Origin of the sequence: Gordonia sp. p3-SID1431, from assembly GCF_025143765.1 — a bacterium.
Classification (GTDB): Bacteria; Actinomycetota; Actinomycetes; order Mycobacteriales; family Mycobacteriaceae; genus Gordonia; species Gordonia hongkongensis.
The window spans coordinates 1-26,369 of record NZ_JAMBDT010000071.1; the positions used below are offsets into that span (position 1 = coordinate 1).

Annotated in this window: 24 protein-coding genes and 2 pseudogenes; 14 read left to right on the forward strand and 12 right to left on the reverse strand. The window is 66.5% G+C overall.

Going from position 1 to position 26,369, the window contains the following annotated elements:
• The 6 genes from M4D77_RS16680 to M4D77_RS16705 all read left to right on the forward strand — a co-directional run.
• Nucleotides 1-188 (forward strand): hypothetical protein (locus M4D77_RS16680; protein ID WP_259936745.1); only part of this gene is annotated, 188 nt, incomplete at its 5' end.
• The gene (gene dnaJ, locus M4D77_RS16685; RefSeq protein WP_058249666.1) at nt 172-1,374 is read left to right on the forward strand and encodes a molecular chaperone DnaJ; all 1,203 of its coding nucleotides are present in this window, start codon (nt 172-174) and stop codon (nt 1,372-1,374) included. The genes M4D77_RS16680 and dnaJ, both read left to right, overlap by 17 nt.
• Before the next feature lie 3 nt (nt 1,375-1,377).
• On the forward strand, nt 1,378-1,776 hold the full coding sequence (locus M4D77_RS16690) for a heat shock protein transcriptional repressor HspR (protein ID WP_058249934.1): 399 nt from the start codon (nt 1,378-1,380) through the stop codon (nt 1,774-1,776).
• A gap of 44 nt (nt 1,777-1,820) precedes the next feature.
• Nucleotides 1,821-2,288, forward strand: coding sequence for an SRPBCC family protein (locus M4D77_RS16695; protein ID WP_058249667.1), 468 nt, complete (start codon nt 1,821-1,823; stop codon nt 2,286-2,288).
• Nucleotides 2,289-2,306: 18 nt separating this feature from the next.
• On the forward strand, nt 2,307-3,413 hold the full coding sequence (locus M4D77_RS16700) for a hypothetical protein (protein ID WP_259936746.1): 1,107 nt from the start codon (nt 2,307-2,309) through the stop codon (nt 3,411-3,413).
• Nucleotides 3,414-3,511: 98 nt separating this feature from the next.
• Nucleotides 3,512-4,588: a hypothetical protein gene (locus M4D77_RS16705; protein ID WP_259936747.1), complete on the forward strand. Its 1,077-nt coding sequence runs from the start codon at nt 3,512-3,514 to the stop codon at nt 4,586-4,588.
• 38 nt (nt 4,589-4,626) lie between these two features.
• Here M4D77_RS16705 and M4D77_RS16710 read toward each other — a convergent pair.
• A pseudogene (locus M4D77_RS16710) lies at nt 4,627-5,790 on the reverse strand (FAD-binding oxidoreductase); the annotation flags it as partial.
• Nucleotides 5,791-5,903: 113 nt separating this feature from the next.
• Between M4D77_RS16710 and M4D77_RS16715 the strand changes: the two are divergent.
• Nucleotides 5,904-7,037, forward strand: a complete 1,134-nt coding sequence (locus tag M4D77_RS16715; protein ID WP_058249671.1) for an amidohydrolase — start codon at nt 5,904-5,906, stop codon at nt 7,035-7,037.
• A gap of 4 nt (nt 7,038-7,041) precedes the next feature.
• On the opposite strand, the gene M4D77_RS16720 is transcribed toward M4D77_RS16715, so the two are convergent.
• Together M4D77_RS16720 and M4D77_RS16725 are read right to left on the reverse strand one after the other, a co-directional pair.
• The gene (locus M4D77_RS16720; protein WP_205333355.1) at nt 7,042-7,992 is read right to left on the reverse strand and encodes a serine/threonine-protein kinase; all 951 of its coding nucleotides are present in this window, start codon (nt 7,990-7,992) and stop codon (nt 7,042-7,044) included.
• A gap of 47 nt (nt 7,993-8,039) precedes the next feature.
• Nucleotides 8,040-8,465 (reverse strand): nitroreductase/quinone reductase family protein, encoded by a 426-nt coding sequence (locus tag M4D77_RS16725; protein WP_068970840.1) that lies wholly within the window; start codon nt 8,463-8,465, stop codon nt 8,040-8,042.
• 85 nt (nt 8,466-8,550) lie between these two features.
• Here M4D77_RS16725 and M4D77_RS16730 point away from each other — a divergent pair, with 85 nt between their 5' ends.
• Nucleotides 8,551-9,915, forward strand: a complete 1,365-nt coding sequence (locus M4D77_RS16730; protein WP_205333356.1) for an FAD-binding oxidoreductase — start codon at nt 8,551-8,553, stop codon at nt 9,913-9,915.
• On the opposite strand, the gene M4D77_RS16735 is transcribed toward M4D77_RS16730, so the two are convergent.
• Nucleotides 9,863-11,149: a diguanylate cyclase gene (locus tag M4D77_RS16735; protein ID WP_259936748.1), complete on the reverse strand. Its 1,287-nt coding sequence runs from the start codon at nt 11,147-11,149 to the stop codon at nt 9,863-9,865. The two genes, M4D77_RS16730 and M4D77_RS16735, sit on opposite strands and share 53 nt — an antisense overlap.
• 372 nt (nt 11,150-11,521) lie before the next feature.
• Between M4D77_RS16735 and M4D77_RS16740 the strand changes: the two genes are divergently transcribed.
• The gene (locus M4D77_RS16740) at nt 11,522-12,433 is read left to right on the forward strand and encodes a LysR family transcriptional regulator (protein WP_058249674.1); all 912 of its coding nucleotides are present in this window, start codon (nt 11,522-11,524) and stop codon (nt 12,431-12,433) included.
• A 25-nt stretch (nt 12,434-12,458) separates the two neighbouring features.
• The gene (locus tag M4D77_RS16745; protein WP_259936749.1) at nt 12,459-12,716 is read left to right on the forward strand and encodes a hypothetical protein; all 258 of its coding nucleotides are present in this window, start codon (nt 12,459-12,461) and stop codon (nt 12,714-12,716) included.
• Between the two features lie 22 nt (nt 12,717-12,738).
• Here the strand turns inward: M4D77_RS16745 and M4D77_RS16750 are convergent.
• Nucleotides 12,739-14,553 (reverse strand): annotated as a pseudogene (locus M4D77_RS16750) (BCCT family transporter).
• Nucleotides 14,554-14,696: 143 nt separating this feature from the next.
• A complete protein-coding gene (locus M4D77_RS16755) occupies nt 14,697-15,296 on the reverse strand; it encodes a TetR-like C-terminal domain-containing protein (protein ID WP_259936750.1) in 600 nt (199 codons plus the stop codon).
• A 51-nt stretch (nt 15,297-15,347) separates the two neighbouring features.
• Here M4D77_RS16755 and M4D77_RS16760 point away from each other — a divergent pair, with 51 nt between their 5' ends.
• The 4 genes from M4D77_RS16760 to M4D77_RS16775 are packed head-to-tail and all read left to right on the forward strand — an operon-like array spanning nt 15,348 to nt 19,838.
• Nucleotides 15,348-16,463, forward strand: coding sequence for a hypothetical protein (locus M4D77_RS16760; protein ID WP_259936751.1), 1,116 nt, complete (start codon nt 15,348-15,350; stop codon nt 16,461-16,463).
• Between the two features lie 9 nt (nt 16,464-16,472).
• A complete protein-coding gene (locus M4D77_RS16765) occupies nt 16,473-17,471 on the forward strand; it encodes a TIGR03617 family F420-dependent LLM class oxidoreductase (protein WP_259936752.1) in 999 nt (332 codons plus the stop codon).
• Nucleotides 17,468-19,594, forward strand: coding sequence for a PEP/pyruvate-binding domain-containing protein (locus tag M4D77_RS16770; protein WP_259936753.1), 2,127 nt, complete (start codon nt 17,468-17,470; stop codon nt 19,592-19,594). Before M4D77_RS16765 ends, M4D77_RS16770 begins: the two co-directional genes overlap by 4 nt.
• A complete protein-coding gene (locus tag M4D77_RS16775) occupies nt 19,560-19,838 on the forward strand; it encodes a PEP-utilizing enzyme (RefSeq protein ID WP_259936754.1) in 279 nt (92 codons plus the stop codon). Before M4D77_RS16770 ends, M4D77_RS16775 begins: the two co-directional genes overlap by 35 nt.
• A gap of 156 nt (nt 19,839-19,994) precedes the next feature.
• On the opposite strand, the gene M4D77_RS16780 is transcribed toward M4D77_RS16775, so the two are convergent.
• The 6 genes from M4D77_RS16780 to M4D77_RS16805 form a co-directional block, all read right to left on the reverse strand.
• Entirely contained in the window at nt 19,995-21,341 is a 1,347-nt protein-coding gene (locus M4D77_RS16780; RefSeq protein ID WP_259936755.1) for an MFS transporter, read from the reverse strand.
• 309 nt (nt 21,342-21,650) lie between these two features.
• Entirely contained in the window at nt 21,651-22,352 is a 702-nt protein-coding gene (locus M4D77_RS16785) for a TetR/AcrR family transcriptional regulator (protein WP_259936756.1), read from the reverse strand.
• Nucleotides 22,353-22,395: 43 nt separating this feature from the next.
• Nucleotides 22,396-23,514 carry an NAD(P)/FAD-dependent oxidoreductase gene (locus tag M4D77_RS16790; RefSeq protein WP_137809498.1) on the reverse strand — a complete coding sequence of 373 codons (1,119 nt, stop codon included), beginning with the start codon at nt 23,512-23,514 and terminating at the stop codon, nt 22,396-22,398.
• Nucleotides 23,499-24,449, reverse strand: coding sequence for an NAD(P)-dependent oxidoreductase (locus tag M4D77_RS16795; RefSeq protein ID WP_259936757.1), 951 nt, complete (start codon nt 24,447-24,449; stop codon nt 23,499-23,501). The genes M4D77_RS16790 and M4D77_RS16795 overlap by 16 nt, the downstream gene beginning before the upstream one ends.
• On the reverse strand, nt 24,421-25,455 hold the full coding sequence (locus M4D77_RS16800; protein WP_259936758.1) for a D-2-hydroxyacid dehydrogenase: 1,035 nt from the start codon (nt 25,453-25,455) through the stop codon (nt 24,421-24,423). The genes M4D77_RS16795 and M4D77_RS16800 overlap by 29 nt, the downstream gene beginning before the upstream one ends.
• Before the next feature lie 15 nt (nt 25,456-25,470).
• The coding region (locus tag M4D77_RS16805) for an alpha/beta fold hydrolase (RefSeq protein ID WP_259936759.1) at nt 25,471-26,369 on the reverse strand (899 nt) is incomplete at its 5' end.

The window sequence follows — 26,369 nt, forward strand, 5'->3', positions numbered from 1 at the left end:
TTCGTGGCTCGCTTCGCTCGCACCTCAGGGAGCAGGTGGTCGGCTCGCACCTCAGGGAGCAGGTGGTCGGCTCGCACCTCAGGGAGCAGGTGGTCGGCTCGCACCCCAGGGAGAGGGTGGCCCCAACTGAAACATCAATCCAGACAACAGAACTCAAGGAGGTGACGTCTGGTGGCACCACAACGTGAGTGGTTAGAACACGACTTCTACAAGGACCTGGGCGTTGCTTCTGACGCTTCGGCTGAAGAGATCAAGAAGGCCTACCGCAAGCTCGCGCGCGAGCTGCATCCTGATGCGAATCCGGGTGACAGCGCGGCCGAAGAGCGCTTCAAGCGGGTGTCCGAAGCCCACAGCGTCCTCGGCGATGCCGAGAAGCGCAAGGAATACGACGAGACACGCGCCATGTTCGCCGGCGGACGATTCCGCGGCGGCGGCAACGGCTTCCCGGGTGGCTTCCCCGGCGGCGGAACCACCTACACCACCGGCGGCGGTGGCGACTTCGACCTCGGCGACCTGTTCGGCGGGGCGCAGACCGGGGGCGGCGGTGGCGGTTTCGGCGACATCTTCGACGGCCTGTTCAACCGCGGCGGCGGAACGCAACGTACTTCGACGGCGAGCCGGCCGCGTCGTGGCAAGGACCTCGAGACCGAGACGACGCTCTCGTTCTCCGACGCCGCGCTCGGCACGACCGTCCCCCTGCGGGTGACCAGTCCGTCGCCCTGCACCACCTGCCACGGCTCGGGCGCCAAGCCCGGGACCAGTCCGCGGGTGTGCGCGAACTGCAACGGTTCCGGGTTCGTGAGCCGCAACCAGGGCGCGTTCGGATTCAGCGAGCCCTGCCAGGACTGCCAGGGCACCGGGTCGCGGATCGACGACCCGTGCACCGATTGCGACGGCAGCGGCGTGAAGGTCCGGGCGCGCACCATCAACGTCCGGATCCCCGCCGGCGTCGAGGACGGTCAACGCATCCGGCTCGCCGGGCAGGGCGAGGCCGGTCGTCGTGGCGCCCCGTCGGGTGACCTCTACGTCGTCGTGCACGTGACCCCGCACAAGCAGTTCACCCGCAGCGGCAACGACCTTCGGGTGCAGCTGCCGGTGCGGATCTCCGAACTCGTTCTCGGAGCGACGGTCTCGGTTCCGACCCTGGAGGGTTCGGTCGGGGTGAAGATCCCGCCGAACACCACCGACGGCCGCACGCTGCGCGTGCGCGGTCGTGGGGTGCCCAAGCGCTCCGGCGGGGCGGGCGACCTGCTCGTCACCGTCAAGGTCGCGGTTCCGAACAAGCTCGACGAGGCCGCGGTCGAGGCGATGCGCGCCTACGACCAGGCCGAGCGGGCAAGCGGTTTCGACCCGCGGGCGGACTGGGGGCGATGAGTCATGGCCGGTGCGAGCAACTTCGACGGCGACGGCGCGACCTTCCTGATCTCGGTGGCCGCCGAACTCGCCGGCATGCACGCCCAGACCCTGCGGACCTATGACCGACTGGGCCTGGTCACCCCGCAACGGACGAGTGGCGGTGGTCGCCGCTACTCGTCCCGCGACGTCGAACTCCTGCGCGAGATCCAGCGTCTCTCGCAGGAGGAAGGCGTCAACCTCGCGGGCATCAAACGCATCATCGACCTGAGCAATCAGGTCGAGGCGCTCCAGCACCGCGTGCGCGAGCTGACCGACGAGGTGCAAGCGTCGCGGACCCGCCGCGGCGGCGAACTCGTCCCGGTGCCGCGCACCAACGCCCTGGTCGTCTGGCAGCCGCGACGCAAACGCACCACCGACTGACGTGGTTTCGACGCGAGCCCACGGACGTGCGTAACGTTGAGCGTATGGCTTCTGAACCCGTCACCACCGTCGACTCCGGCCCGCACAAGGTCTCGCGCCGGGTCGTCGTGAACGCCCCGGCCGCCGATGTGTTCGCGCTCGTGTCGAATCCGCATCGGCATCCGGAGCTCGACGGTTCCGGCACGGTCCGCGACACCCCTGTGGACGGGCCCGAGACGCTGACCCGTGGGGCGCGTTTCAGCGTCGGGATGAAGCAGTACGGCGTGCCGTACAAGATCACCTCGACCGTCACCGACTTCGAACCCGGTCGGGTCGTCGAATGGCAGCACCCGATGGGGCACCGCTGGCGGTGGGAACTCGAGTCGACGTCACCGACCACGACCGCGGTCACCGAGACCTTCGACTACTCGACGCTCCGGGTACCGAAGATCATGGAACTCATCGGCTACGACAAGAAGAACGGCAAGGGGATCGAGGGCACCCTGCGGGCCCTCGCGGCCCGGTTCGCCTGAGCCGGACCGTCACCCTTGATGGACTCCTCTTCCCCCGAGTCGTTCCCCGAGCCCGGCACCTCGGATGAACCCGTCGTCGTCCTCGGCATCGTCGCCGCGCCGGGCCAGGCGATCGACCTCGCCCGCAAGCTCATCGAAGCCGACCTCACCGACCACATCCAGACGACCTTCCCTGGCGCGCGCTGGCAGCTGGATCTCCTCGAGGCCGGCGTCGTACAGCCGCCGGCCGGCGACGCCGAGATCGTCGACGCCACAAGAGATCTTCTGCTCGAACACGAGTGGGATCTGGTGCTCTGCCTGACCGACCTGCCGCTACACGTCGGCAAACGTCCGGTCGTCGCGCATGCCAACGCAGTGCACGGCGTCGCGGTCCTCTCGGTGCCGGCGCTCGGCGCCACCGGAGTGCGGCAGCGGGCCCGCGGCATCATCACCGGACTCGTCGGTCAACTCCTCGGTGCCGACGCCGACGACCTCCGCGGTCACCAGAAGTCGCCGGCGCGGTCGGCGCTGCGCCATCGCGTGCGCCAACTCGGGACCGACGTCGACGAGGCGGGCACCGCGTTCACCGCGCGTGTCCTGACCGGGAACCTGCGTCTGCTCACCGGCATGGTGCGCGCCAACCGCCCGTGGCGGCTGGCACTCGGCCTGAGCCGCGCACTCACCGGCGCTATCGCGGCCGGGGTTTTCGCACTGGTGACCGCCGACATCTGGCTGCTCGCAGACACTTTCGGTGGGATTCGGCTCACCGGCGTGGCACTCGGTTCGATCATCGCGATCACCGCGACCCTGATCATCGGCGCCGACCTGTGGGAACGCGGCGGCTCCCGACAGACGCGAGAACAGGTGGTGCTGTTCAACATCGTCACCATGATCACAGTCGTTCTCGGTGTGGGCGCGTTCTACGCGGCGCTGTTCGTCTTGTCCGCGATCGGCGCGCTCTGCCTCGTGGTGCCGCAGGTCATCGGTGCGACGCTCGACCACCCAGTCGGCTTCACCGACTATCTGGAGGTTGCCTGGCTGACGTGCTCCCTCGCGACCGTCGGCGGCGCCCTGGGCGCCGGCCTGGAAACCGACGAGGCGGTGCGCGACGCCGCGTACACCCAGCACGCTGCCGAGTCGATCTGAGCCGGACGCCGGACACAGCCGGATGCCCCGGTCCTCGCGTCAGCCGCTAGGCTTGCGGGTCAGAACGCCACAGCAAGGTCGGCGACGGGAGGTGAACCATGTCCGAGGTACCGGCAAACGGTCCGATGCCAGGGTTCGTGGTCCTGGGTATCTCCGTCGTCGACGACCAGATCAGCTCGGTGGTCCGCGACGCCGACGGCCACGTCCTGGCGAGCAATCTCGTCGACCTTCCGGACGCGTCGGCGGCCGGTGCCGAGGCCGCGATCCTCGAACTCGTCGATTCCGTCCCTGTGGAGGTCGACCGCATCGGGATCTCGGCGTCCCGCGCAGACGTCCGCGATCACCTGGCTCGGGCCTTCGCGCCGGGCGCCGGCACCGGGCCGTCGTGGACGGAGAAGGTCGTCGTCACCGGCTATGCCGCCGCACTCGCCGAGATCGCATGCACGCATGCGGCGCGCGGTGGGGTGGTGGCCGTCGTCGACCTGGATCGCGATGCCGCGCCGGCCGCCGGCACGACCCTCGCCACCGTCGACACGTCTTCCGGCGCCGTCCTCGGCACGACCGACTTCGCGCCGGGCGAGATCGCCTCGGTCACCGACCCCGACGCGGCGACCCGGCTCGCGACGGCGGTCACCCGCCTGCCGCGCGGGCGTGACATCACGTCGGTCATCGTGGTCGGCCCCGGCGCGCAACTCCCCGGCATCGCGCCGGCCTTCGAGTACGCGGCGCAACGCCCGGTCACCGTCGCGGACAACCCGGCGCTGGCCTCGGCCCTCGGTGCGGCCGACGCCGCGGTGGTAGCCGCGGCAGCACCCCCCGTCGCTCCGCGGACGTCGACGGGACGTCGCTGGTGGTTCGTCGGCGCCGCCATCGGCGCGGCCGTGTTCCTGGCCGCCGTCGGGATGACGCTGATCCTCACCGCCGAGTCGACGGTCGCCGAACCCGCGCCCGTCACCGTGACCGAGACACCGGCAGCGGTCACCTCGACCCAGGAGGCGACGGTCACCGAGACCGAGACTGAGACCTCCGTCCGCACGACGACGGTCACCAGCACCCCGCGTCCGGTCACTCGAACGGAGACGGTGACCGAGTCGGCTCCCGAGACGTACACCGTGACCGAGACCGAAACGGTCACGGCTCCGGCCGGCGGCGAGCCGAGCCTCGAAGTCCCCTGAGCCGCAACCGGTTCGGGGAAGTCAACTCTTGTGCCGGCTCAGAACACCGGGTCGTGCTGGATGCGGCTGGCCCGGACGCCCGCGATGATCAGCGTGCGTCGGGTGTTCTCGATCATCTGCGGTGATCCCGCGATGAGCACCTGACGGTCCTGCCAGTCACCGGACCGGGCCACGACGTCGGCGAGGGTGCCGATCTCGTGGTCGATGCCGAGCTCGGCGGGTGTCGCCACCGCGTTGATCCACCACGGATCGCTCTCCTCCTGGGACACGGCGGTGACCCGCAGCCAGGGATTGGTCGACGCGATGCGGCGCAGGACGGTCAGGTCGTAGAGCTCGCCCGGGTAGCGCATGCCGTAGAAGATGTGCGTCTCCGGCGAATCCGCGCGCATGGACATCTCGATCAACAACGCCCGCAGCGGTGCGAGCCCGGTCCCGCCCGCCACCATGAGGACCTTGCTGTCGCGGTCGACGTGAAGCGTCCCGTGCCCCTGGGCGAGGGTCCACACATCGCCGATGCTGGTCTCGCTCACGATCGCGGTGCTGACCGTTCCACGGGGGATCGCACGCACGTGGAACTCCAGTTCACCGGCCGGGTTGGGCGGGATCGCGGGGGAGAGATTGCGCCACTGCTTGGGCCATTGCGGGGTGTGCACCTCGAGGTACTGGCCCGTGTTGAACGTGAGCGGCGAGTGGGCGAGGAGTCGGACGACCGCGAGGTCCCGGGTGATCCGGTACTTCTCGACGACCTCGGCGGTCCAGCGCGCGGGATGGGTCGCGCTCTCGGCCGCGCCCCTCATGACCCCGGTGACCAGCATCATCGCCTGCGAGACGGTCTGTTCGGTCTCGGCGTCCCAGTAACCGGCCATGAGGCTGCCGAACTCGCCCATCAGGGCGGCGTACATCACGTGGTAATGCTCGGGCTCGACCCCGAACTTGCGATGGTCGCGTCCGAGCTGCGCGAGGAACTCCACGAGTTCGGCGTGACCCGACTCGGCCGGGATCGCTTCCAGCACATGGTCGATGACCCGATGGAAGGCCACTCGCTGGGCCGCCATCGATACCCCGAACAGGTCACGCAGGTCGGGATCGATTGCGAACATCCGGGTGTAGACGTTGGTGACGAACCGGTCGGGCTGTCGATTGACAGCCGTCCGCAGCTGATGCAGCGCGTGGCGCGTATGTGTCGCCATCTCGAAAAGATCACACCTCCGTCGCGGCTCGTCTCCCCGCCCGGTTCAAGATAGTCCTCAACACGGCACAATTCATGATCCGGCATCCCATGTCGGACAGTGATGAGGTATGGCAAGGTACGGGGATGACGTCCCTCGAAGGGGTCCTCACGGGCATCGTTGATGCCCATGTGCAGCACTGGAACCCGCGGCGTACCCCGTGGGCGGCCACGCGGGCGTCGCGGCTGTACGGGTTCGTCCCCACCTTGGGCGACCGGGTGTTTCCGCTCGTGGTCTCGCGCGCCGACCGCGAGTACATCCTGACCCCGCGCACCGTGGCCCGGGCCTACGAGCCGCGCCAGTACGCCACCGATGCGGCGCTGGTGCCGACCGTGGTGGGGGTACCGATCGACACGGTGGTGCACGTCGAGTCGCATTGGCGCCGCGAGGTCGCCGACGCCGCGGAGCCCCCGGTGGACAGCACCGCCGTCGAGGAGACCCGATATCTCGAGAGCCTGCCGTTCGGCCAGGCCGGTACCCCCCGCCTCGGCGCCGTCATCTCGCACGGCGATCCGCGGACCCGCACGTTCGCGACCATGCTCGACGAACAGTTCGCGGCCTCCCCGCGGTTCCGCGGCATCCGCATCGTCGCGTCCCGACATCCTGATCCGCGAGTCCGCGACGGCGGGGACACCGACAACCTGCTGTCCTCGACGGCGTTCCTCGAGGGGTTCGCCGAACTCGCGAGCCGCGATCTGGTCTTCGAGGCGTCGGTGTACTCCCATCAGCTGTACGACGTCATCCTGCTGGCCCGGGAGTACCCGGACACGACGATCGTCCTCGACCACTTCGGCATCCCGGCGGGGGTCTTCGGTCCCGTCGGTGTCCGCACCGGCGCGACAGCCGCTGCGCGCGCGGACATCTGGCGATTGTGGCGAGAACGGATGACGACCCTCGCGAACCACCGCAACGTCGTCGTCAAGCTGTCGGGTCTGGCGATGCCGATACTGGGTTACGGTCACGAACGGTGGGGCAACATCGGCGGTCAGGCCACGCTCGCCGAGATGATCGGTCCCTTCGTCGAGCACATCGTCACCCATTTCGGGTCGGACCGCATCATGTTCGGGTCCAACTATCCGATCGACCGGCCCAACGCCGCGGTCGACGTGCTGGTCGGCGCGCTCGTCGACTGTGTGTCCCAGTGGGGTTCGGAGGCTCTGCGGAAGATCTTCCGCGACACCGCTGTTCGTGTCTATACGATCGATGACGCGGCGGGTTGACCGCTCACCGGCCGCGGGGCCACCAGGTCGAGCGTTGCGGCGACTCCGGCACGGGCACGTCCCGCATGAGCCGGGTCAGGATCTCGACGAGGGCGGTGCACGAGGGATACCGGTCCTCCGGTGACTTCGCCAGCGCCTTGGCGAAGATCGAGTTCATCGCCGACGGCAGCCAGGGGCGGCGTCGGGTGAGTTTCGGCGGGTCGTCGTTGAGGTGGGCATAGGTGATCGCGAAAGCGGTGTTCCGCGGATACGGCGGTGTGCCCGTGATGAGTTCGACGAGCGTGCACGCGAATGCGTAGAAATCGGTTGCGGGGGTGAGCTTCTGGGCCTGCAGTAGTTCGGGCGAGGCGTAGCCGATGGAACCCTGCACACGACCGTTGCGCGCGAGTGGACGGGTGTCGTCGAGGAACTGGGCGATCCCGAAGTCCGAGAGGTAGGCGTCGAGGGGTGTACCCACAGATCGCGGGGTGCGGGAGAGGAGGATGTTCGCGGGTTTGACGTCGCGATGCAGTATGTCCTGCGAATGCGCATGATCCAGCGCATCGGCGATCTGCATCGCCACCCGCAGGATGGTGTCCATGTCCGGCTCGTCGCCGCGCTCGGGGACGAGTGCGGTCGCCGCGGGGCCGCCGATGTACTGCATGGTCAGCCACATCGACGGCAGGTGCCGCGGCCCGAGCGACCCGCGCGGCGAGGCGATCTCGCCGTGCTCGATCATGCGCACGATGTGCGGATGGTCGAGCAGCGACGCGATCCCGAATTCCCGCTCGAAGCGCTCCCGGACCCGCGCGTGGTCGGACGCGTTCGGGTGCAGTACCTTCAGGGCCAGCGGCCCATCGCACGATGGGTCCCCGTCGTCGCCGGTGCGATGGACCCGGAACACATCGGCGCTCGCCCCGCCACCGAGGAAGTCGTCGATGGTGAAGCCGGCCACGCTCTCGCCAACCTCGAACACCCTGCCAGGGTAGTGGCGTTCGCGGGCCGACGGCGGTAACCGCGGGGTCAGCGAGCTGGTGTCAGCCGGAAGATCGGGAACCGGCGGCCCTGCGCGGTCTCGGTGTACTTCAGGAACTGCTCGGATGCCGAGATGAACTTCTGCCACGCGGGTTCCCAGTCGTCACCCTCGACTTCGGTCACCGCGGTGTCGAGCCGTTCGACGCCGTTCTCCGCCGGCGCCTCCACGGCGACCGATTCGGGATGTGCCCGCAGGTTGTGCACCCACGCCGGGGCCTTCGGCGAACCGGCGTACGAGCCGATCACCAGCCAGCTGTCGGCGTCGGGCAGGGCGAACAGGGGACTGATCCGCGGCTCGCCGGACTTGGCGCCCAGCGTGTGCAGGAGCACCAGGTTCTTGCCGAAGCCGGCGGTGTCCACATGCCCGTTGTTGGAGCGGAACTCGTTGATGACGGTCGCGTTGAAATCGTTCACGTCGCTCATTGTCGCGGTGCCCGGCGTTTCCGGCCATGTATCAATCTGAAACCGTGGTCGTTCGGTCTGCGAATACTCTGAACAGATGAGTGCCGACCCGAGTTCGCTGGCCGCTTCCCTTCCCGACGGCATGGTGGTCACCGACGCCGACATCCTCGCCGGCTACCGGCAGGACCGTGCCGCCGATCCGACGGCCGGCACCCCGCTCGCGCTGGTTCGGCCGACCACCACCGCCGAAGTGCAGGACACCGTTCGCTGGTGTGCCGCCAACGGTGTCCCGGTCATCACGCGGGGTGCGGGTACCAGTCTGTCGGGCGGGTCGACGGCGGTCGACGGCGCGATCATGCTGTCCACCGAGAAGATGCGGGACATCGACGTCGACCCGGCGACGCGCACCGCCGTCGTCCAACCCGGACTGTTCAACTCGGAGGTGAAGGCCGCGGCCGCCGCGTCGGGGCTGTGGTATCCGCCGGACCCGTCGTCGTTCGAGATCTGCTCGATCGGCGGGAATGTCGCCACCAACGCGGGCGGACTGTGCTGCGTCAAGTACGGCGTCACCACGGACTACGTCCTGGGCCTGGAGGTGGTGCTGGCCGACGGCCGGGCGGTACGCGTCGGCGGCAAGCAGCTCAAAGACTCCGCGGGCCTGCCGCTGACCAAGCTGTTCGTGGGCAGCGAGGGGCTGCTCGGGATCATCACCGAGGTCACCCTGCGGCTGTTGCCACCGCAAGGCCCCGCGAGCACCGTCGTCGGTGTGTTCGGTTCGGTGCACGACGCCAGCCGAGCGGTGCTGGCGGTGACCGGGGACATGCGTCCCGCGATGCTCGAGTTCATGGACTCGGTGGCCATCAACGCCGTCGAGGACCTGTTGCGGATGGGCCTCGACCGAGAGGCCGGGGCGCTGCTCGTCGCCCAGTCCGACGCCCCGGGTGCGGCCGGCGCGGCCGAGGTCGAGTTCATCCGGAAGGCGTTCGAGTCCAATGGCGCCGGCGAGGTCTTCGCGACCGACGACCCCGTCGAGGGCGAGGCGTTCACCGCGGCCCGCCGCGCGGCGATCCCGGCGGTGGAGAAGCTGGGATCGCTGTTGCTCGAGGATGTCGGCGTACCGCTGCCCTCGCTGCCCGACCTCATCGACGGTGTCGCCGAGATCGCGGCCGACAACCGGGTGATGATCTCGGTGATCGCCCACGCCGGCGACGGCAACACGCACCCGCTGATCGTCTTCGACCCCGCCGATGTGGACGAGGCGGAGCGCGCGCAGGTCGCCTTCGGTCAGATCATGGACCTCGCGATCGAGTTGGGCGGCACCATCACCGGCGAGCACGGGGTGGGGCGACTGAAGAAGGGCTGGCTGCCCGACCAGGTGGGGCCCGACGTCATGGAACTGACGGCTCGGATCAAGCAGGCTCTCGACCCCGACGGTCTGCTGAACCCGGGCGTGCTGTTGTAGGTGGGCGTCCTTCGGTGGGCCGGGGGGTGGCGGTGCGCCCCGCCACCACATAGGTGTCGCGGCCTGCGGCCTTGGCGTCGAAGAGCGCGTGGTCGGCGACGTCGAACTCGTGCCGGATGAAGGCGTCGGCGTCGTCGACGGACATGTGGCCGCCTGGTGTGGCACCCACGGCGATCCCCAGGCTCATCGTCGCGGTCGCACCACCGGGGATCGTGATGCGCCGCGCACGGATGCGTTCGGCGAGCGCGCGCACCGAGGTCTCGTCGGCGAGCGTCGCGATCGCGAACTCGTCACCGCCGAGTCGCGCGACGAGGGACTTCTCGTCCGTGGCCCCTTGCAGAATCGCCGCGACCCGCTCCAGGACGTCATCACCCATCGCGTGACCGTGTTCGTCGTTGATGGCCTTGAACCGGTCGACATCCGCGGTGACCAATGCGAACGGGTGGCCGGGGCTGCGACGGAGCATTGTCGTCGTCGCGTAGATGAAGCCGCGACGATTCAGCAATCCGGTGAGCGGATCGGTATTCGCCATGATGAGCTGATGTTTCAGCGATCGCTGGAAATCAGATGTGTAACTGCGATGAAGGGCCGTTGTGCCATTGGTGACGACCAACAATGCGAGTGTGGTGAACAGGACGTTCAACACCGGAGTGCCGTCTGCCCAGGACATGAGGCCCATCGCGCAGACCGCGATGCTCGAGTAGATCATGTGGGCGTACGCGACCGGGGACCGGACGAAATGCGCCACATATGACCCGATGACGGCGAAGATCACGGCGCAGAACTGGGCCAGGATGATGTCGGAGATGGCGAGTATCGCGACGGTCAGCACAGCGTCGGCCCATAGGACGAACAGGGTGTTGAACCCCCTGATCGACGACTGTTTGGTCCACCAGATCACGCCGAGGTGGACCCGGCTGACCACGAAAGCCATCGGGATCGTGGTGGCGGCGACGATGCCGAGGGCGATCGAGCGCGGGACGGATCCCTGTGTGCCACTCGGCGTGAAGAGCGCGATCGTGCCGAGCGCTCCGCAGACCGCGACCAGTACGGCGATGGTGACGCGGACATGCCATTCGCGCATCCGGACCTGTTTGAGGACGTGATCGGCGTTGTCGTAGAAAAGGTGGGGGTGTCCGGATATCTCACCGGTGGCCGGCCCGTGGTGAAGAGCCCGGAAACGTGCGGCGGGCCGTTCCTCGTGGTCTCCGCGTTGTCGGTGCTCGATGGCCACGTCCTCTTTCACTCGTGATGCGCGTGACGCGCATGCATGTCGCGACGAAGAATCGTCGAACACACGTTACGGAGTTTAGAGGACGATTAAAGATCGTTTCTTTCTCGAAATCGGCGATATGACCCAACGGAGCGAAAGATGTAAGAATCGGCAGAATCGCCGTCGATCTGATGCGCGCTGAGACGGCCGTGCCGATCGGGCCCGATCAGCCGCCTCCTGCTGGGGTCCTCCCGTCCCCTCCGCGGGAGGGACCCCAGCAGGTAGTCCGAATGCGATTTGGCCGGCGCGAACCTGGCCTCGCGGAATTCAGCATATTGGCTCGATGGTCAACCTACAATCACATCAATCGGGATAACTGACAGGAGATGGTTGATGAATGGTCCCGGGGAGCCCGGACTACGTGATATCGACCTCCGACGACTGCGGATGTTCGTCGTGGTGATGGAGGCGCCCAGCCTTCGTGTCGCCGCGGATGACCTGTTCATCAGCCAGCAAGCGCTCTCCTCGGCGATCCGCGAACTCGAGCGACACCTCGGTGTGGAGCTCTTCTCGCGGTCGCGCCGAAGCCTCACGCCGACGCCTGCCGGTGAGGCGCTCTACCGTGGTGCAGTGCCGTTGCTGGCCGGTGGCGAACAGCTCGCGACGCAGGTACGACGGGTGGACGCCGGCTCGCCTGCGCCGTTCGTGATCGGTCACGCCCCGGACCTCGCCTCCTCCGAGGTCTTCCGGATCATCGAACCGGTGGTGCTCGCCGACTCGTCGGTGCCGATCACGGTACGACCGGTCTTCGCCGAACTCATTCGCGACGAGTTGCTGTCGGGAGCCATCGACATGGCTCTCGGACGAGGCGTGGCGGCCCCGCCGGACATGGCCACCACCATCGCGACACAACACGAACTGCGTCTGGCGGTGCGTGCCGATCACCCGCTGGCCGCGCACGACCGGGTCGACATGGCCGACCTCGCCGGCTACGAGATCGTCGTCTGGGGTCCCGAGCACGAGTACGAGTACACCGACATCCTAGTCGGCATGTGTCGGCGTGCCGGGTTCGAACCGAAGATCATCCTGTCGACGCTGCTGGGGACGCCCCCGCACACGGCGGTGATCGCACACCCCAAGGCGTGCGCCTTCGTCACCAATGAACCGGGCTGGATCTACGTCAACCGCATCCGGATCGTCGAGTTCACCGATCCGCCGTTCGCGCCCGTCCGCGCGATGTGGCTGCCCAACACCTCGTCGACCCTCCGGCGACAGATCCTCGCCGCGGCCGAGAACTCGCTCTGAGACAGGCTCCGGCCGCAGGCCTCAGGTGCCGGCGAGCCTGCTGACCTGCACCGCGGCCACGTCGAAGATCCGCGGGTACCCGACCGTCGAGTCGGGGACGGCGCGGATGGACGGATCTCGCGCATGGTCACCTCGAACCGACCTCCCCGATCGGTTGGCGGAGAACGGGGTTGCCACGCGCGAATACCGCATCTTCGACTCGGAATGGTGGTTGTACGTGCTCAACCGCATCGCCGAAGACCCGACGCGGGTGTTCCATGCCATCGTCGACCTGGGGCGGTGACCTCGCGGCGGCGACCCCGCGCTCAGTTCTTCTCGGTCGGGTCGTCGTCGAGGGGGTTCTCCGGTTCGTGCTCTGCGGAGACGGAGAACGAACCTGTCTCGGGGTTGACCGTCACGGCGTGGTGGGGCACCTCGCGGACCGCGAGCACGATGGGCGAGCCGTCGCGGTTGCGGGCCGCTCCCTCGCCCGGTAGGCCCGCGAAGGTCGCCGACACCGGTTGGCGGGCCCTGCGGTGCCGCTGGTGCTGTGCCGCAGCCGAACCCGCGTCGCCCGTCGCCGCTCCCTCGGCTTGTTCGGTGGTACTCAGCTGTACGTAGCGCGGACGGACCGCGACGTCGTAGTGGAACGCGCGGAGCAACGAGACACATGCCAGGACCATGACGATCGAGAAGGGGACCGCGGTGGCGATGGACATCGTCTGGAGGGCGGTCAGCGAACTGGTGCCGCCGATCAGGAGCAGGACCGCGGCCGCCACACCCTGCAGGGACGCCCAGTAGACCCGGGTGAGCTTGGGCGTGTCGATCTTGCCGCCGGTCGCCAGCATGTCGATCACCAGCGACCCCGAGTCCGAGGACGTGACGAAGAACAGCACGACGATGACGATCGCGATGACGCTGCTGATGGCCGACATCGGCAGGGTGTCGAGGAGTTGGAACAACGACGTGTTGGTGTCGACCTCGCCGTCGACGAGCATGTCGCCGAACTCCATCTGCCGCAGGATGCCCGAGTCGCCGAACACGGTGAACCATATGGTGCTGACCAGGGTCGGCGTGATGAGCACGCCACCGATGAACTGCCGAATCGTCCGACCCCGCGAGATCCGCGCGATGAACATGCCGACGAACGGCGCCCAGCTGATCCACCAGCCCCAGTAGAAGATCGTCCACGCGCCCTCCCAGCCGTCGTCGGTGAACGGCGCGGTGCGCAGCATCAGATCCGGGAAGGCCTGGATGTAGTTGCCGATGTTCTGCACCCACGACTGGATCAGGAAGAGCGTCGAACCGAGCACCAGGACGAAGACGGTCAGTGCCGCCGCCACGGCCATGTTGAGGTTGGACAACCATCGCAGGCCCTTGGTCACCCCGGTGACCACCGAGAAGATGGCCAGGCCGGTGATGCCGATGATCAGCGCGACGATGATCCAGTTGTTGACGTCGACCCATCCGAGGTAATCGAGACCGGCGCTGATCTGCTGGATGCCGAAGCCGAGCGAGGTCGCGACGCCGAACAGAGTGCCGACGATGGCGACGATGTCGACCGCGTGACCCAGCCAGCCCTCGACGCGTTCGCGGCCGAGGAGCGGCTCGAGCAGCCACCGGACGGACAACGGCCGTCCCTTGCGGAAGGTCATGTAGGCCAGGCCGAGTCCGACGACGACGTAGATCGCCCAGGCGTGCAGACCCCAGTGATAGAGCGTCAGTTCCATCGCCTGATTGGCCGCGGCGTCGGTGCCACCCGGGATGCCGCCGGCCTCGGGCGGGTTCACGTAGTGCGAGAGAGGTTCGGCCACGCCGTAGAACACGAGTCCGATGCCCATCCCGGCAGCGAAGAGCATGGCGAACCAGGAGAGCACCCCGAACTCGGGGTCCTCGTCGTCCGCGCCGAGCTTGATGGTGCCGATCCGGCTGATCGCGCAGTACACCGCGAACAGGACGAAGCCGGTGGCGATCAGGACGTACCACCAGCCCACGCCGTCGGTGATTCATGTGTTCAGTTTGTCGAAGGCGTCGGCCGCGGTCTGAGCGTAGATCACCGCGAAGATGATCAGACCGAAGATGACGGCCGACGCGGTGAGGAACACCGGTTTGTGCAGTTCGCGCCACGCGTTGCGGAACATGGGGGACTCCCTCGGCTCAAGAGCTGTACGTGCTACGGCGGCGACAGCGAATCGCCGTGTCCGATTTTCGACCTTACGGACACCGCGATCTCGCGGCCGACCGGGGTGAGGCCGCGATCCGCGACGGCTTGATCCTCACGACGTCACGTCGCCGGCCACCGCTCGGTGATCAGCTCGACCATCTCCTCGACCCACGCGTCGTCGAGTGCGGCGTCGCTGCGGATGAGGATGCGGAAGATCGCGGTACCGGCGACGACCTCCGCGAGCATGGGCAACCGGTCGTCGCCCCGGCGTTCCTGACCGAACCAGGATTCGAAGGCGGTGAGGTCGCCGGCGAGCCGGGCGATCATCTGACTGTGCAGCTCGGGTGAGGCCACGGTGTCGGCGATGAGACCCGGAAGCGCCACGCGCACCTCGGGTCGGTTGAACATGGCACGCACGATCTCGACAAGGGTCCGGATGTCCTGTCGGGCGTCACCCGAACCCGTTGGCGGTTCCAGGGTTTCGGCCGCCAGCACCGCTTCGTGGACGAGTTGGGCCTTGCCGGACCAGCGCCGGTAGATGGCCGCGGTGGTGGTGCCCGCGCGGGCCGCGATCGCCGAGAGGGACAGCGCCGGGTAGCCCGTCTCGAGGATGAGTTCGCGGGTGGCCGCGATGATCGCGGCATCGATCCGCCCGTCGCGGGGCCGTCCGGGCGACGCAGGGTTCGACCTCTTGTGTTCCCTCCGGCCATCTGCTGTCATGAGTCCCAGCATAGTTGCAATACGGTCTGCATCGTATTTATGGGAGGGTCCGTGGAACTCAGTCCATTCGACGAATATCCGATCCATCAGGCACCGGCGCCGATCACCTGGCCGGCGACCTCCGATCGGAACTTCTACGACCGTTCGTACTTCAACGTCCTCGACCGCGAGGGCCGGTTCATGGCGCTGACCGGCATCGGCTACTACCCCCGGCTCGGGGTGAAGGACGCCTACTTCGTCGTCCGCCGCGGTGACACCCAGACCGCGGTGCACCTCAGCGACGCCATCGACGACGACCGCCTGCGGCAGAACGTCAACGGCTACCGCCTGGATGTGCTGGAGCCGTTGCAGGAACTACATCTGACGCTGGCCGAGACCGAGGGGATCTCCGCCGACCTGACCTGGCGCGGTCTCTTCCCCGCGGCGCTGGAGAAGCCGCACGACATGCTCACCGAACGGCGGGTCACCCTGCAGGCGTGTCGGTTTGCGCAAGTGGGCAGCTGGCAGGGATGGATCGATGTCGACGGGGAGCGGTTGACGGTCGAGCACGACACCAGCGTGGCGAGCCGGGACCGGTCGTGGGGCATCCGCCCCGTCGGTGAGCCCGAACCCGCGGGCCGGCCCGACACCGCCTTCCGCGGTATGTGGTGGCTGTACCTGCCGTTGGCCTTCGACGACTTCCAGTTGTTCCTGATCCTGCAAGAGGATCCCGACGGTCATCGCAGTCTCTACGACTGCACGCGGCGCTGGCGGGACGGTCGCGTCGAGCAACTCGACGGTGTGCGCGTCGCCATCGACTACACGCCGGACACACGGATCCCCCGGGGCGCGCACGTCGAGTTCCTGACCCGTGCCGGTGACCGGGTGGTCCTCGATGTCGAGTCGAAACTGTTCGCTCCCATCGCGTTCGGATCGGGGTACGGCGGCGACTCGTCGTGGGGACACGGCACATGGAAAGACGGACCGTTCGCCGAACGCGTCAGCTTCGACCTCACCGACCCGGAGGTGATGGCGCGGGCGCCCTTCAGTCTGATCGACCACGTCGGGTCGGCCGTCTGTACCGAACCGGACGGCACCGTCCGGCATGGTGCCGGTCTGTTCGAACACGGCGTCATCGGTCCTCATCACCCGTCGGGATTCTCCGACTGGACCGATGTGATCGGCTAGGACATCGACATGAAGATCATGACGGCGTTGTTCGATCCGGTCGGAGCGGTCGATCGCGCGCGGGCGTTGCAGGAGGCCGGCGCGTCGGGGGTGTTCACCTTCGAAGGTCCGCACGACGTGTGCACGCCGCTCGCGCTCGCGACAGCGGTCGACGGGCTCGACATCATGTCGAATGTGGCGATCGCGCTCCCGCGCAACCCGATTCAACTGGCTCATCAGGCTAACGACCTGCAGCTGCTCAGCGAGGGACGGTTCATTCTCGGACTGGGTACCCAGGTGCGCGCCCAGATCGAGAAGCGGTACGGCGCCGAGTTCGACCGTCCCGTCGAGCGGATGAAGGAGATGGTCGGCGCCCTGCGGGCCATCTTCGCGACGTGGAACGACGGTGAACGTCTGGACTTCCGGGGCGAGTATCACCGGCACACCCTGATGACGCCGACCTTCGTACCCGGCCCGAATCCGGACGGGCCGCCGCCGATCTACCTGGGCGCGTTGGGCCCTCGGCTCACCCGTGCCACCGCCGAGGTCGCCGACGGTCTGCTGGTGATGCCGTTCGGGTCGAAGCGGTTCCTGCACGGCACGACCCTGCCCGCGGTCCGCGCCGGTCTCGCGGCGGCCGGTCGGAGCGAGGACGACTTCGAGGTGGTGCCCGAGATCATCGTCTCGGTCGGCACGGGCGACGACGACCATGCCTCGACGCGAATGCTGTTGGCGTTCTACGGTTCCACTCCCGCATACCGGCCCGTGCTCGACGCGCACGGATGGGGCGACCTGCAGCCGGAACTCAACACGATGTCCAAACAGGGACGCTGGCAGGAGATGGCCGGACTCATCGACGACGAGATCCTCCACACCATCGCCGCCTGCGGCACTCCGGCCGAGATCGCCGCACACATCCGCGACCGCGTCGACGGTGTGTCGGACCGCATCTGCCTCTATCAACCGGGACCCATCGGTGTGGAACCGCTGGCCGAGATCGTCCACTCCCTGAGTGGTGATGCGAGATGAGTTCGCAAACGGTCGAATTCGAGGAGATCGCTGACGACCGGTACGGCGGCAAGGCGGCCGGACTCGCACGTCTGCGGCGCCTGGGTCTCCCGGTGCCGCCCGGGTACGTCATCGCCGGCGTGTCGGGGGTGTCCGACGCTGCGACAGCACGATTCGACGAGATGGCCGCCGCCGGATGGACACCGGTCGCGGTCCGGTCCTCGGCCGTGGGGGAGGACGGGGACGACCAGTCCTTCGCCGGTCAGTACGACACCGTGCTGGGGGTCGACACCGTCGACCGCTTCGTCGACGCGGTGCGCGCCTGTGCCGACTCGGTGCACTCGCTCCGCGCGTCGTCGTACAGCGGGAATGCCTCGGCCACCATGAATGTGGTGGTCCAGCGGATGGTCGATGCGCGCGCCGCGGGAGTTGTGTTCACCGCGGACCCGGTCTCAGGTCGGCGGGACCTGACGGTGATCGACGTCGTTTCCGGACTCGGCGAGGCGCTCGTTGACGGGACGGTTGCTCCCGATCACGTCGTGCTCGATGCCGACGGAACCGCGGTGGTCAACGAAACTGTCGCGGCGCCGGTTCTGTCGCCAGTCGAGATCGCGGCGATCCAGTCCGGCGCCCGCCGGGCCGAGCAGGAGTGGGGCCGGCCGATGGACCTCGAATGGGCCATCGACAAATCCGGTGGAATCTGGTGGTTGCAGGCTCGGCCGATCACCACGCTGCCCGGTGACCTGAACGAGATGGACTCGCCGGTGGCCGGCGCCGACCATGTGTACACACGATGCAACGTCGGCGAGATGATGCCGGGCGCGTTCTGCCCGCTGACCGCATCGGTCTCCGGGTTCGCGATCGACTACGCGATGCAGATGGTGCAGGTGGTCGCCCGGGCACAGGAGAGATACGAGAAACCCTGGCTGCAGGTGGGTTACTTCTACGGGCACATGTTCCTGAACCTGACCGAGGGCACGGCACTGAGTTCCGGCATCTTCGGGAACTCGCTGGAACAGTTCTCGACCTCGATCTGCGGGCGGGTCATCGACGAACTCGAACCCAGGCCGCCACAACCGTTCCGGCGCAAGCTCGGGAACACCGTCCGGCTGACCTCGCATGCGCTGTCGGTCGGTCCCGCCATCCGTCGACTGCCCGGTGAGATCGCCGGGTTCGCGGTGCCGACGAGCCGCGACCCCCGGATCGTATGGCAGGAGCTGGAAGCCGGGGTCGCCCAGTACTGCGACGTCACCCTCATCCATGTGCGGTCGTCCTCACGCGCTGCCGTCGCGGCGAATGTGCTCGAGAGCGTGCTGGTCCGGCGCGCGGAGAAGGACGGCCGCACCGAGGACGACGGCAAGGCCGAGGCCGCCCGGCTCATGGCCGGCGCCTCGGAGGTGGAGAGCGCACTGATGCTCGCCGAACTCGATGCCGTCGTACGGACGATCGCCGCCGATTCCGCGGTGGTCGAGGAGTTCCTTTCCGCCGCACCGGACGTGGCGGTCGCCGGGCTGCGGTCGGCCTCCGGTGACGCCGGTCGCGCGTTGCAGCGTTTCCTCGAGCGGCACGGTCACCGCGGGTACCGCGAACTGTGCATGCGCGATCCGTCCTGGGCCGATGACCCCGGCGGTCTGGGCGCGATGATGCAGGTGATGCTGCGGTCTGCGCTCGACCCCGTCGTTCGGAATCCGGCCCCGGCGGCTGTACGACACGCCGCCCGCCGCGATCAGGCTTCTCGCCCGCCTGGCACAGGGCGGCGCGCGCGGGCGCGAGGAGACGAAGTCGCGGATGGCGCTGATGGCCCATCGGCTCAAGCGCGGTTACCGGCACCTCGGCGAGGTGTTGGCCGAGACCGGGCGGCTTCCCGACGCCGATCTCGTCTTCTTTGTCGACCGTCCGGAGCTGCAACGGGTTGTCGGTACCGGCGACATCACCGACCTCGTCGAGAGCGCGAAGAAGCGTCGGGAGGCGTTGTCGTACCAGGATCGGCTCGAGTTCGACGATGTGTCGGTCGGCCGCCCGTCCCCGCGCGTCGTAGCTCCCGAGCGGAATGTCGGCGATGGCCGGATCGTGGGTCGTCCGGCGGGCCGGGGAACCGTCGAAGGTGCGGTGCGCGTCGCGAAGTCGATCGTGGAGGCGCGTGATGTCCAGCGCGGTGAGATCCTCGTGGCACCCGTCACCGACGTCGGCTGGACGCCGTACTTCACCGTCATCGGCGCACTGGTCACCGACATCGGCAGTTCGGTCTCGCACGGTGCGGTGGTCGCCCGCGAATACGGGCTGCCGTGCGTCGTGAACACCCTGGTGGGCACCCAGGTGTTACGAACGGGAGAGCGCGTGCGGGTCGATGGAGATCGCGGGATCGTCGAACGGCTCGAGAGTCGTTGACTGCCAGGCGGTAGGCGGGGATGTCGTCCGGAACAATCAACCGGTGCCGACTCTCGGCGTGCTGGACACCTGCGACGACACACGTCGAACACCGACACCGGCTGGTCACCATTGTCCGCGGTATCGGTGTTCGACCGGTGTACGAGCCCTCGGATCTCAGGTGCCCTTGGTGACCACCGGCTCGACTTCGACCACTGTGATATCCCCGGTCTTCTTCGGATTCGCTTCCACACCTGCTGTCCGGTCCCCACCGTCGAAGACCCGCAACCATATCGTCGCGGCGGCCGACAATGCAGCGGCACCGGCGATGTACACGCCGAACGCGACAACTGTGCCGGTCGATGCGAGGAGGGCTGCCGCCACCAGGGGGGTGAGCCCGCTGCCGAAGATCGAGCCGAGTTGATAGCCCATCGAGACGCCCGAGTAGCCGACACGGGAGTCGTAGATACCGGCGAAGAAGGCGGCCATCGTCCCATACGCTGCAGCGTATGGAATGAAGATCAAGGCGTAGCCGAGCATTGCGAGACCGAACTGACCGGTGTCGAGCAGGAGAACCCAGGGGACACCCATGAGTCCCATGCCGATGTTCCCGATCAAGAACACCTTCTTGATCCCGACCCGATCTGCGGTACGCGCGAACACGGGGATCACGATCAGGGTGATGACCTGACACAGCAGGACCATCAGCAGCATCTGGCTGTAGCTGAAGTCCAGTCTGGTCGTTCCGTAACTCAGGCTGTACACAGCGGCACCGTAGATGACGACGCCGGTACCGAGATAGGCGATTGCCATCAGAACCACCTGCTTCGGGTAGTGCCGGAGCAGAGTGACCAGAGGACTCTTCTCCTTCTTGTCCAGCTGTTCGACGCGTTCGAACTCTGGGCTCTCCTCGACGGCCAGTCGGATGACAAGACCGACGACAACGAGCGCGAAGCTGGCCAGGAAGGGAATTCGCCAACCCCAGCCGAGCAACTGGTCCTCCGACATCAGAGCCGTCGTGATCAGAAAGACGCCGTTCGCCATGATCTGACCCGCCGGGGACCCGGCCTGCACCCAACTCCCGTACAACCCTCGCCTGGCCTTGGGCGCGTGCTCGACTGTCATCAGAACAGCGCCGGCATACTCGCCACCTACTGAGAGGCCCTGTAACACACGAAGAATCACCAACAACACGGGTGCGATGATGCCGATCGAATCGTAGGACGGCAGAAGCCCGACCAAGCCGGTCGCCACACCCATCATCACGAGTGTCACGACGAGCGTGGGCCGGCGGCCGATACGATCTCCGAAGTGGCCGAAGATGATCCCGCCCAGCGGCCTGGCGACGAAGGCGACTCCGAAGGTCGCGAACGAGAGCAGAGTACCTACGAGCGGGTCATGCGAAGGGAAGAACACATGTCGGAAAACGAGTGCGCTGGCAGTGCCGTAGATGAAGAAGTCGTACCATTCGATGGACGTTCCTACGAAACTGCCGAGTGCTGCCTTTTTGGCGGACGTTAACATTCGGGACCTTTCTACCCGCCTTGGTGCGGGGACATCTGCGATGACTGGAATGATGGATTAATCGATGTTTGTATCCAGACCATTTCTGGACAATCGGCACCACCATTGCTCCGAACCGTCACGACGCCGGGCCGTTCGGATGTGACATATTGCCCTCCATGCGGCGTGGATCAGGATGAGGATCTACCGCCGGGCGGGTTTCGAATTGCTATCGAAAGTGTAGTGGACAAGACATTACTGGGTCGGGTCCAGCCTGTTAATTGATCGTTTCACCGTGTCGGTTCACGCACGTCAGATCGCTGGGAAGGGCTATTGATCTTCCGTATCCGGGCAGGCTCGAATTCCTGCGATCCCGTGCTGCGCCTCCCTGCGGACGTGATCCATGGTATCGGGGTCTTCGACAATCGCACGCACAGCGAGTCGTGCAGCGGAATCTGCGAATCCGTCGATGTCGGACTCCTTACGACCATCCACGTGAAACCGATGTTGACTACCCTCGGTGAGGCTTAGGGCTGTGCGCACGAAGTCGCTTGCCGGCTCTGCACAGAAGACTCCCGTGGCGAGTCCGTCGTCGATGATCAGCTGAAGCAGTCTCACCAACTCGTGATAGTCCTCGTGAAAGTCACGAAATACTTCTGGCTGTTTCGTCGCGGCCTCTTCGAGATCGTAGAAATTCAGAGGTGCAGAGCACATTTGAATCACGTCTCGATATAACACGATGTACAAGCGGACGGCTGCGGACTCGGGGCGATCGGCAAGCGTCCGGGCCGCTATCAGAGATGCCCGATTCTGGTCCATGATTGCCCGGAGAATTGCATCTTTCGAATTGAACCAATAGTAGATCGATGACTGCTTCAAACCTGCGGCCTGGGCTATCTCCGCCATTCGGGTCGACGCGAATCCCTTTTCCGCGAAAAGCGATGCGGCCGCCGTGAGAATCCCTACCCGCGGCTCGCTCGTGACCATTCCGCTCTCCCGGGGGCGACCGCCCGCTGAGCCGCGTTTCGTCATGCGGCGATCCTAACAGCGCGAACCTGTCCGTATCGGCCACGCCTCAGCCCCCGATTGCCGTTCGAGCGTAGTCGTCGAACTCCAGATAACGTTCGATCTGGTGGTTCACTCCACCGGAGGCGTACTCTTCGCGAGTCCGCTGGTACTCGAAATGCAAGCGTGAGTACTCGACCATCTTGTTGGCCACCGGCAAGCGGTCTTCCTCGAACCTGCGCCCCGCCTCGACGACATCGTCGGTCTCGGCCAGGTAGCGCGCGAAGGTGGACCCGTCGATCAGGGCTTGGTTGGCGCCTTGCGCCATTCCGGGATACATCGGGTGCGCTGAATCGCCTATCAGGATTGCGCGGCGGTCTGTCCATCGCGGGAGGTGGCGACGGTAGTGGGCGATCTCGCGACCGATGATGCTGCCAGGTTCGCTGACGTCGACGATGCGCGGAATCGGTGTGTTGATCCAACTGCGTGCACACTCGGTGAAGTCGTCGTAGGAACTCAGTCCGTCCAGGCTGCCGTACCAGTACGCGTGAGTCTCGTCGATCGGTATCCACCCGATGTGACCGTTGGGTCCGAACACGTCGGCCTGGACGTCGGTGGGGACTCCGGCGGCAGCGCAGTCGAACACTCCGCGCCAGCGCACAACCCCCTCATCGGTGAATTCCGGGGGTGCCCCGAACATGAAGTTGCGAAGCTTGGAACCGATGCCATCGGTCCCCAGCAGGACGTCGCCGGTCGCCTGGGTGCCGTCTGCGAAATGCAGGGTGATGCTGTCTGCACTCTGCTCGTACCACTCCCCGCCTCGGCTGTAGATGATCTCGTCAGGGCTGAGGCCCGATGCGAGGAGCGCGTTCAGCCGGACCCGGCGCGCACCGGTGATGGGTGCGCCGAGCTCGGTGGCCCAGCCGTCTACGTCGACGTCCGAGGTCCGGGTGCCGTCACAGTCGAGCGTCCACCATCGCTTCATGGCGGCCGCCTCTGCCAGGTAGCGTTCGCCGAGTCCCAGGCCGTCCAACACCCGGACGCCGTTCGGCCAGATGTTGAGACCGACTCCAGCAGTCCGTATTTCAGGGTCCTTCTCGAACAGTCTGATTGTCCAACCCTGTTGTTTGAGGTGAAGCGCAGACGACAGCCCCGCAATTCCCCCACCGCAGATCAGTGCTGTTGGCATGACGTGTGTCCTTTGAGTGTGTTGGGCGAGCACAGTCGCTCGATCACCGTGATCAGCGCCCCATGGTCGAGTCCGCCGTCTCCGGAGGCGCGTAGTGCTTGGACCAACTGGGTCACGACGGCGGCGACGGGTGTGGCGAGACCGGCTTGATCGGCCGCCGATTGCGCGATCAAGAGATCCTTGTAATGCAGATCGACGCGGAAACCCGGCGTGAAGTCACGGTCGATCATCCTGCGAGCCTTGTTCTCCAGCACCCTGCTGGCAGCCAGGCCGCCGTTGAGCACACTGATCGCGGCGTCCATGTCGACATCTGTTCTCTGCAGGAGACTCAGTGCCTCGGCCACCAGAGCGATGTTGCCGGCCACGATCATCTGGTTGGCCGCCTTCACCAACTGTCCGGAACCCACCGGTCCGACATGTGCGACAACACCGGAGAAGGCGGCAATCGCAGATGTCGCTGTGGCGATGTCGGAGGGCGAGCCGCCCATCATGACTGCGAGGTTGCCTGTGTGAGCGCCGTGTTCGCCACCGCTGACCGGCGCGTCGACGAAGCCGATGGCCGACTCGCTCAGGGTTGCGGCGATGGTCACGGCCCGCTCGGGGGCTATCGTGCTGCAGTCGACCACTACTCGGCCGGGTCTGGCTGTGGTGGTGACGCCGTCGGTTCCGAACAACACCTTCTCGACATCGGGCGCGTCCGGGAGCATCGTGATGATGGTGTCTGCCCGTTCGGCGACCTCCGCCGGACTCGCCGCCCCGACCGCACCTGCGGCGACCAGGTCGTCGACCGCCGTCTGCGACCGATTGTGGACGACGACCGTGAGTCCGGCGTTCACCAGATGGGCAGCCATCGGCCTTCCCATCACTCCCAACCCGATGAAGCCGATCGTGCCGGTGCCGCTCATCTCAGTACCCCCGATCCAGGTTGACGACATTCCGGAACGGCTGTGCAGCACCCAGTCGTCGGAGGTTGTCCACGAAGAGGTCGACCTGGCGGTCGCCGAGTAGCTGCGAAGCATGCGAATCGTGCGGCAGCACCAGGGCGCCGGGGGCGGTCCACAGCGGGTCGTCCGCCGGAAGTGGCTCCATCGCATGGCAATCGATCAGCGCGCCGCGCAGGTGGCCGTCCTCGAGAGCTGCTACCAGTGCGCCGGCGTCGTGGATGGGACCCCGCGCAACGTTGGCGATCCACCCACCGGGTTTCATCGCAGCGATCGCACGGGCGTCGATCAGTCCTCTGGTCTGCGGGGTCAACGGCGCAGCGATCACCAGGAAGTCGGACGTGGCGAGAGCGTCCAGAAGTGATCCGGTCGACACGACCTCGTCAAAGCCTCTGACCTCGTTGCCTTGTCGATTGATTCCGATGGTCCGGATTCCCAGCGCGGACGCAATCCGCGAGGTCTGCGACCCGATGTTGCCGGTGCCGAGGATCGTCATGACCGAGCCGTCGAGTTCTCGAGCGGGCAATTCGACCCACTTGCGCGCAGCCTGGTTCTGCCATCGGGTGTGCAGCATCTTGGCGTCGGCCAGAATGGCTCCGATGACGGTTTCCGCGATGGCTTTTGCGGCGACGCCGGACGCGTTGGCCAGCACAACCCCCTGCGGCACGATCGTCGTCAGATGTTCCGCACCGGCGCTCATCGACTGAATCAGCTGAAGATCAGGGTTGATGAGCTGGTCGTACCCCTTCTGGGTCAGGATGCCGACTTCGCTCTCGATGGATTCGACGGTTCCGCTGGTCTCCACCATTATCGCGTGTGGTGGCCGTTGTGGTGGTAGGCCGCCGTTCAGGTGGGACACCGGAATGTGCTCGAGCCACACATCGTCGGCGACCGCCAGAATTCTTGCTCGTTGTTGCTCGGTGAGCCAGATCCCCTCCACGGGGTCACTCGCTCCCTGTACTGCTTTGGGTAGCCCCGCTACCACGATGTTGAGCGACACTGACGTCGACTCCTCTCAGATTGTTGGTTGTGAGCTGGGGTTCTTCCGCTTCAACTCAGCGAGAAGCTCTCGGAGGCAGGCGTCTACGACGTTCTGTTCTCGTGCTCGTACACCGGGACGGCCGGCGACGTGGCCCAACGACGACTCCAGGACACGCAGTTCGCCGTGCCGCAGCGCTTGTACCTCCACAGAGTTCTCGGCCAACGTGAAGTACGCGTCCGTCGAGCACGGCATCAACACGGTTCTGGCTTTGATGCGACCAAGACCTGCACAGAGTCCACCCCGGTTCCGCCCGATGTCGGCGTCCCGCCACATCCTCAGACATGTCATCAGATCGCCGGCGTCGAACGCCTCATGGTCTTCACCCCAACGCACCAGAACATCAGCGGCGCTGCGATATCCGAGATCCTTGTAGATCCCGTCGGTGAAGAAGGCCGGTGAGTACGCCCAGCCTGCGTACACTCGCCCGAAGGCGTTCAGTCCGCGCGCCGGGCGAACGCCCAGACCGAAGTTCGGATCGGCTTCCAATGCGGCCGCCACCGAGTCGAGGAACACCTGATTCACCGTGGAACAGCGGGCAGCCGAACACAGAGCCATGACCGAGTCCACATCGTCCGGGAACATCGCGGCGAATTCCAATGCCTGAGTGCCGCCGAGAGACCACCCCGCCGCCAGCTGAACTCGTGCGACTCCCAGAGCATCCAGGACGAGGCGTGCGGCACGGGCGTTGTCTCCTACGGTGATCCTCGGAAAGGTGTGTCGCACAACGTCAGGTGTGGTCGACGGAGAGACCGACTTCCCGTTGCCGAGGTGGTTGACGATGACCACGCGGTGATGCGTCGGATCGATCGGGCGCCCTTCACCGATCCACGGTGCGTAATCGGCATCGGTGCCGGTGTAATAGGTGAACAACA

Coding starts and splice junctions, on each gene's coding strand:
- M4D77_RS16690 (WP_058249934.1), top strand. CDS start 1,378: ATGGCCGGTGCGAGCAACTTCGACGGCGACGGCGCGACCTTCCTGATC.
- M4D77_RS16695 (WP_058249667.1), top strand. CDS start 1,821: ATGGCTTCTGAACCCGTCACCACCGTCGACTCCGGCCCGCACAAGGTC.
- M4D77_RS16700 (WP_259936746.1), top strand. CDS start 2,307: ATGGACTCCTCTTCCCCCGAGTCGTTCCCCGAGCCCGGCACCTCGGAT.
- M4D77_RS16705 (WP_259936747.1), top strand. CDS start 3,512: ATGTCCGAGGTACCGGCAAACGGTCCGATGCCAGGGTTCGTGGTCCTG.
- M4D77_RS16715 (WP_058249671.1), top strand. CDS start 5,904: ATGACGTCCCTCGAAGGGGTCCTCACGGGCATCGTTGATGCCCATGTG.
- M4D77_RS16730 (WP_205333356.1), top strand. CDS start 8,551: ATGAGTGCCGACCCGAGTTCGCTGGCCGCTTCCCTTCCCGACGGCATG.
- M4D77_RS16740 (WP_058249674.1), top strand. CDS start 11,522: ATGAATGGTCCCGGGGAGCCCGGACTACGTGATATCGACCTCCGACGA.
- M4D77_RS16755 (WP_259936750.1), bottom strand. CDS start 15,296: ATGACAGCAGATGGCCGGAGGGAACACAAGAGGTCGAACCCTGCGTCG.
- M4D77_RS16765 (WP_259936752.1), top strand. CDS start 16,473: ATGAAGATCATGACGGCGTTGTTCGATCCGGTCGGAGCGGTCGATCGC.
- M4D77_RS16770 (WP_259936753.1), top strand. CDS start 17,468: ATGAGTTCGCAAACGGTCGAATTCGAGGAGATCGCTGACGACCGGTAC.
- M4D77_RS16780 (WP_259936755.1), bottom strand. CDS start 21,341: ATGTTAACGTCCGCCAAAAAGGCAGCACTCGGCAGTTTCGTAGGAACG.
- M4D77_RS16785 (WP_259936756.1), bottom strand. CDS start 22,352: ATGACGAAACGCGGCTCAGCGGGCGGTCGCCCCCGGGAGAGCGGAATG.
- M4D77_RS16790 (WP_137809498.1), bottom strand. CDS start 23,514: ATGCCAACAGCACTGATCTGCGGTGGGGGAATTGCGGGGCTGTCGTCT.
- M4D77_RS16795 (WP_259936757.1), bottom strand. CDS start 24,449: ATGTCGTCAACCTGGATCGGGGGTACTGAGATGAGCGGCACCGGCACG.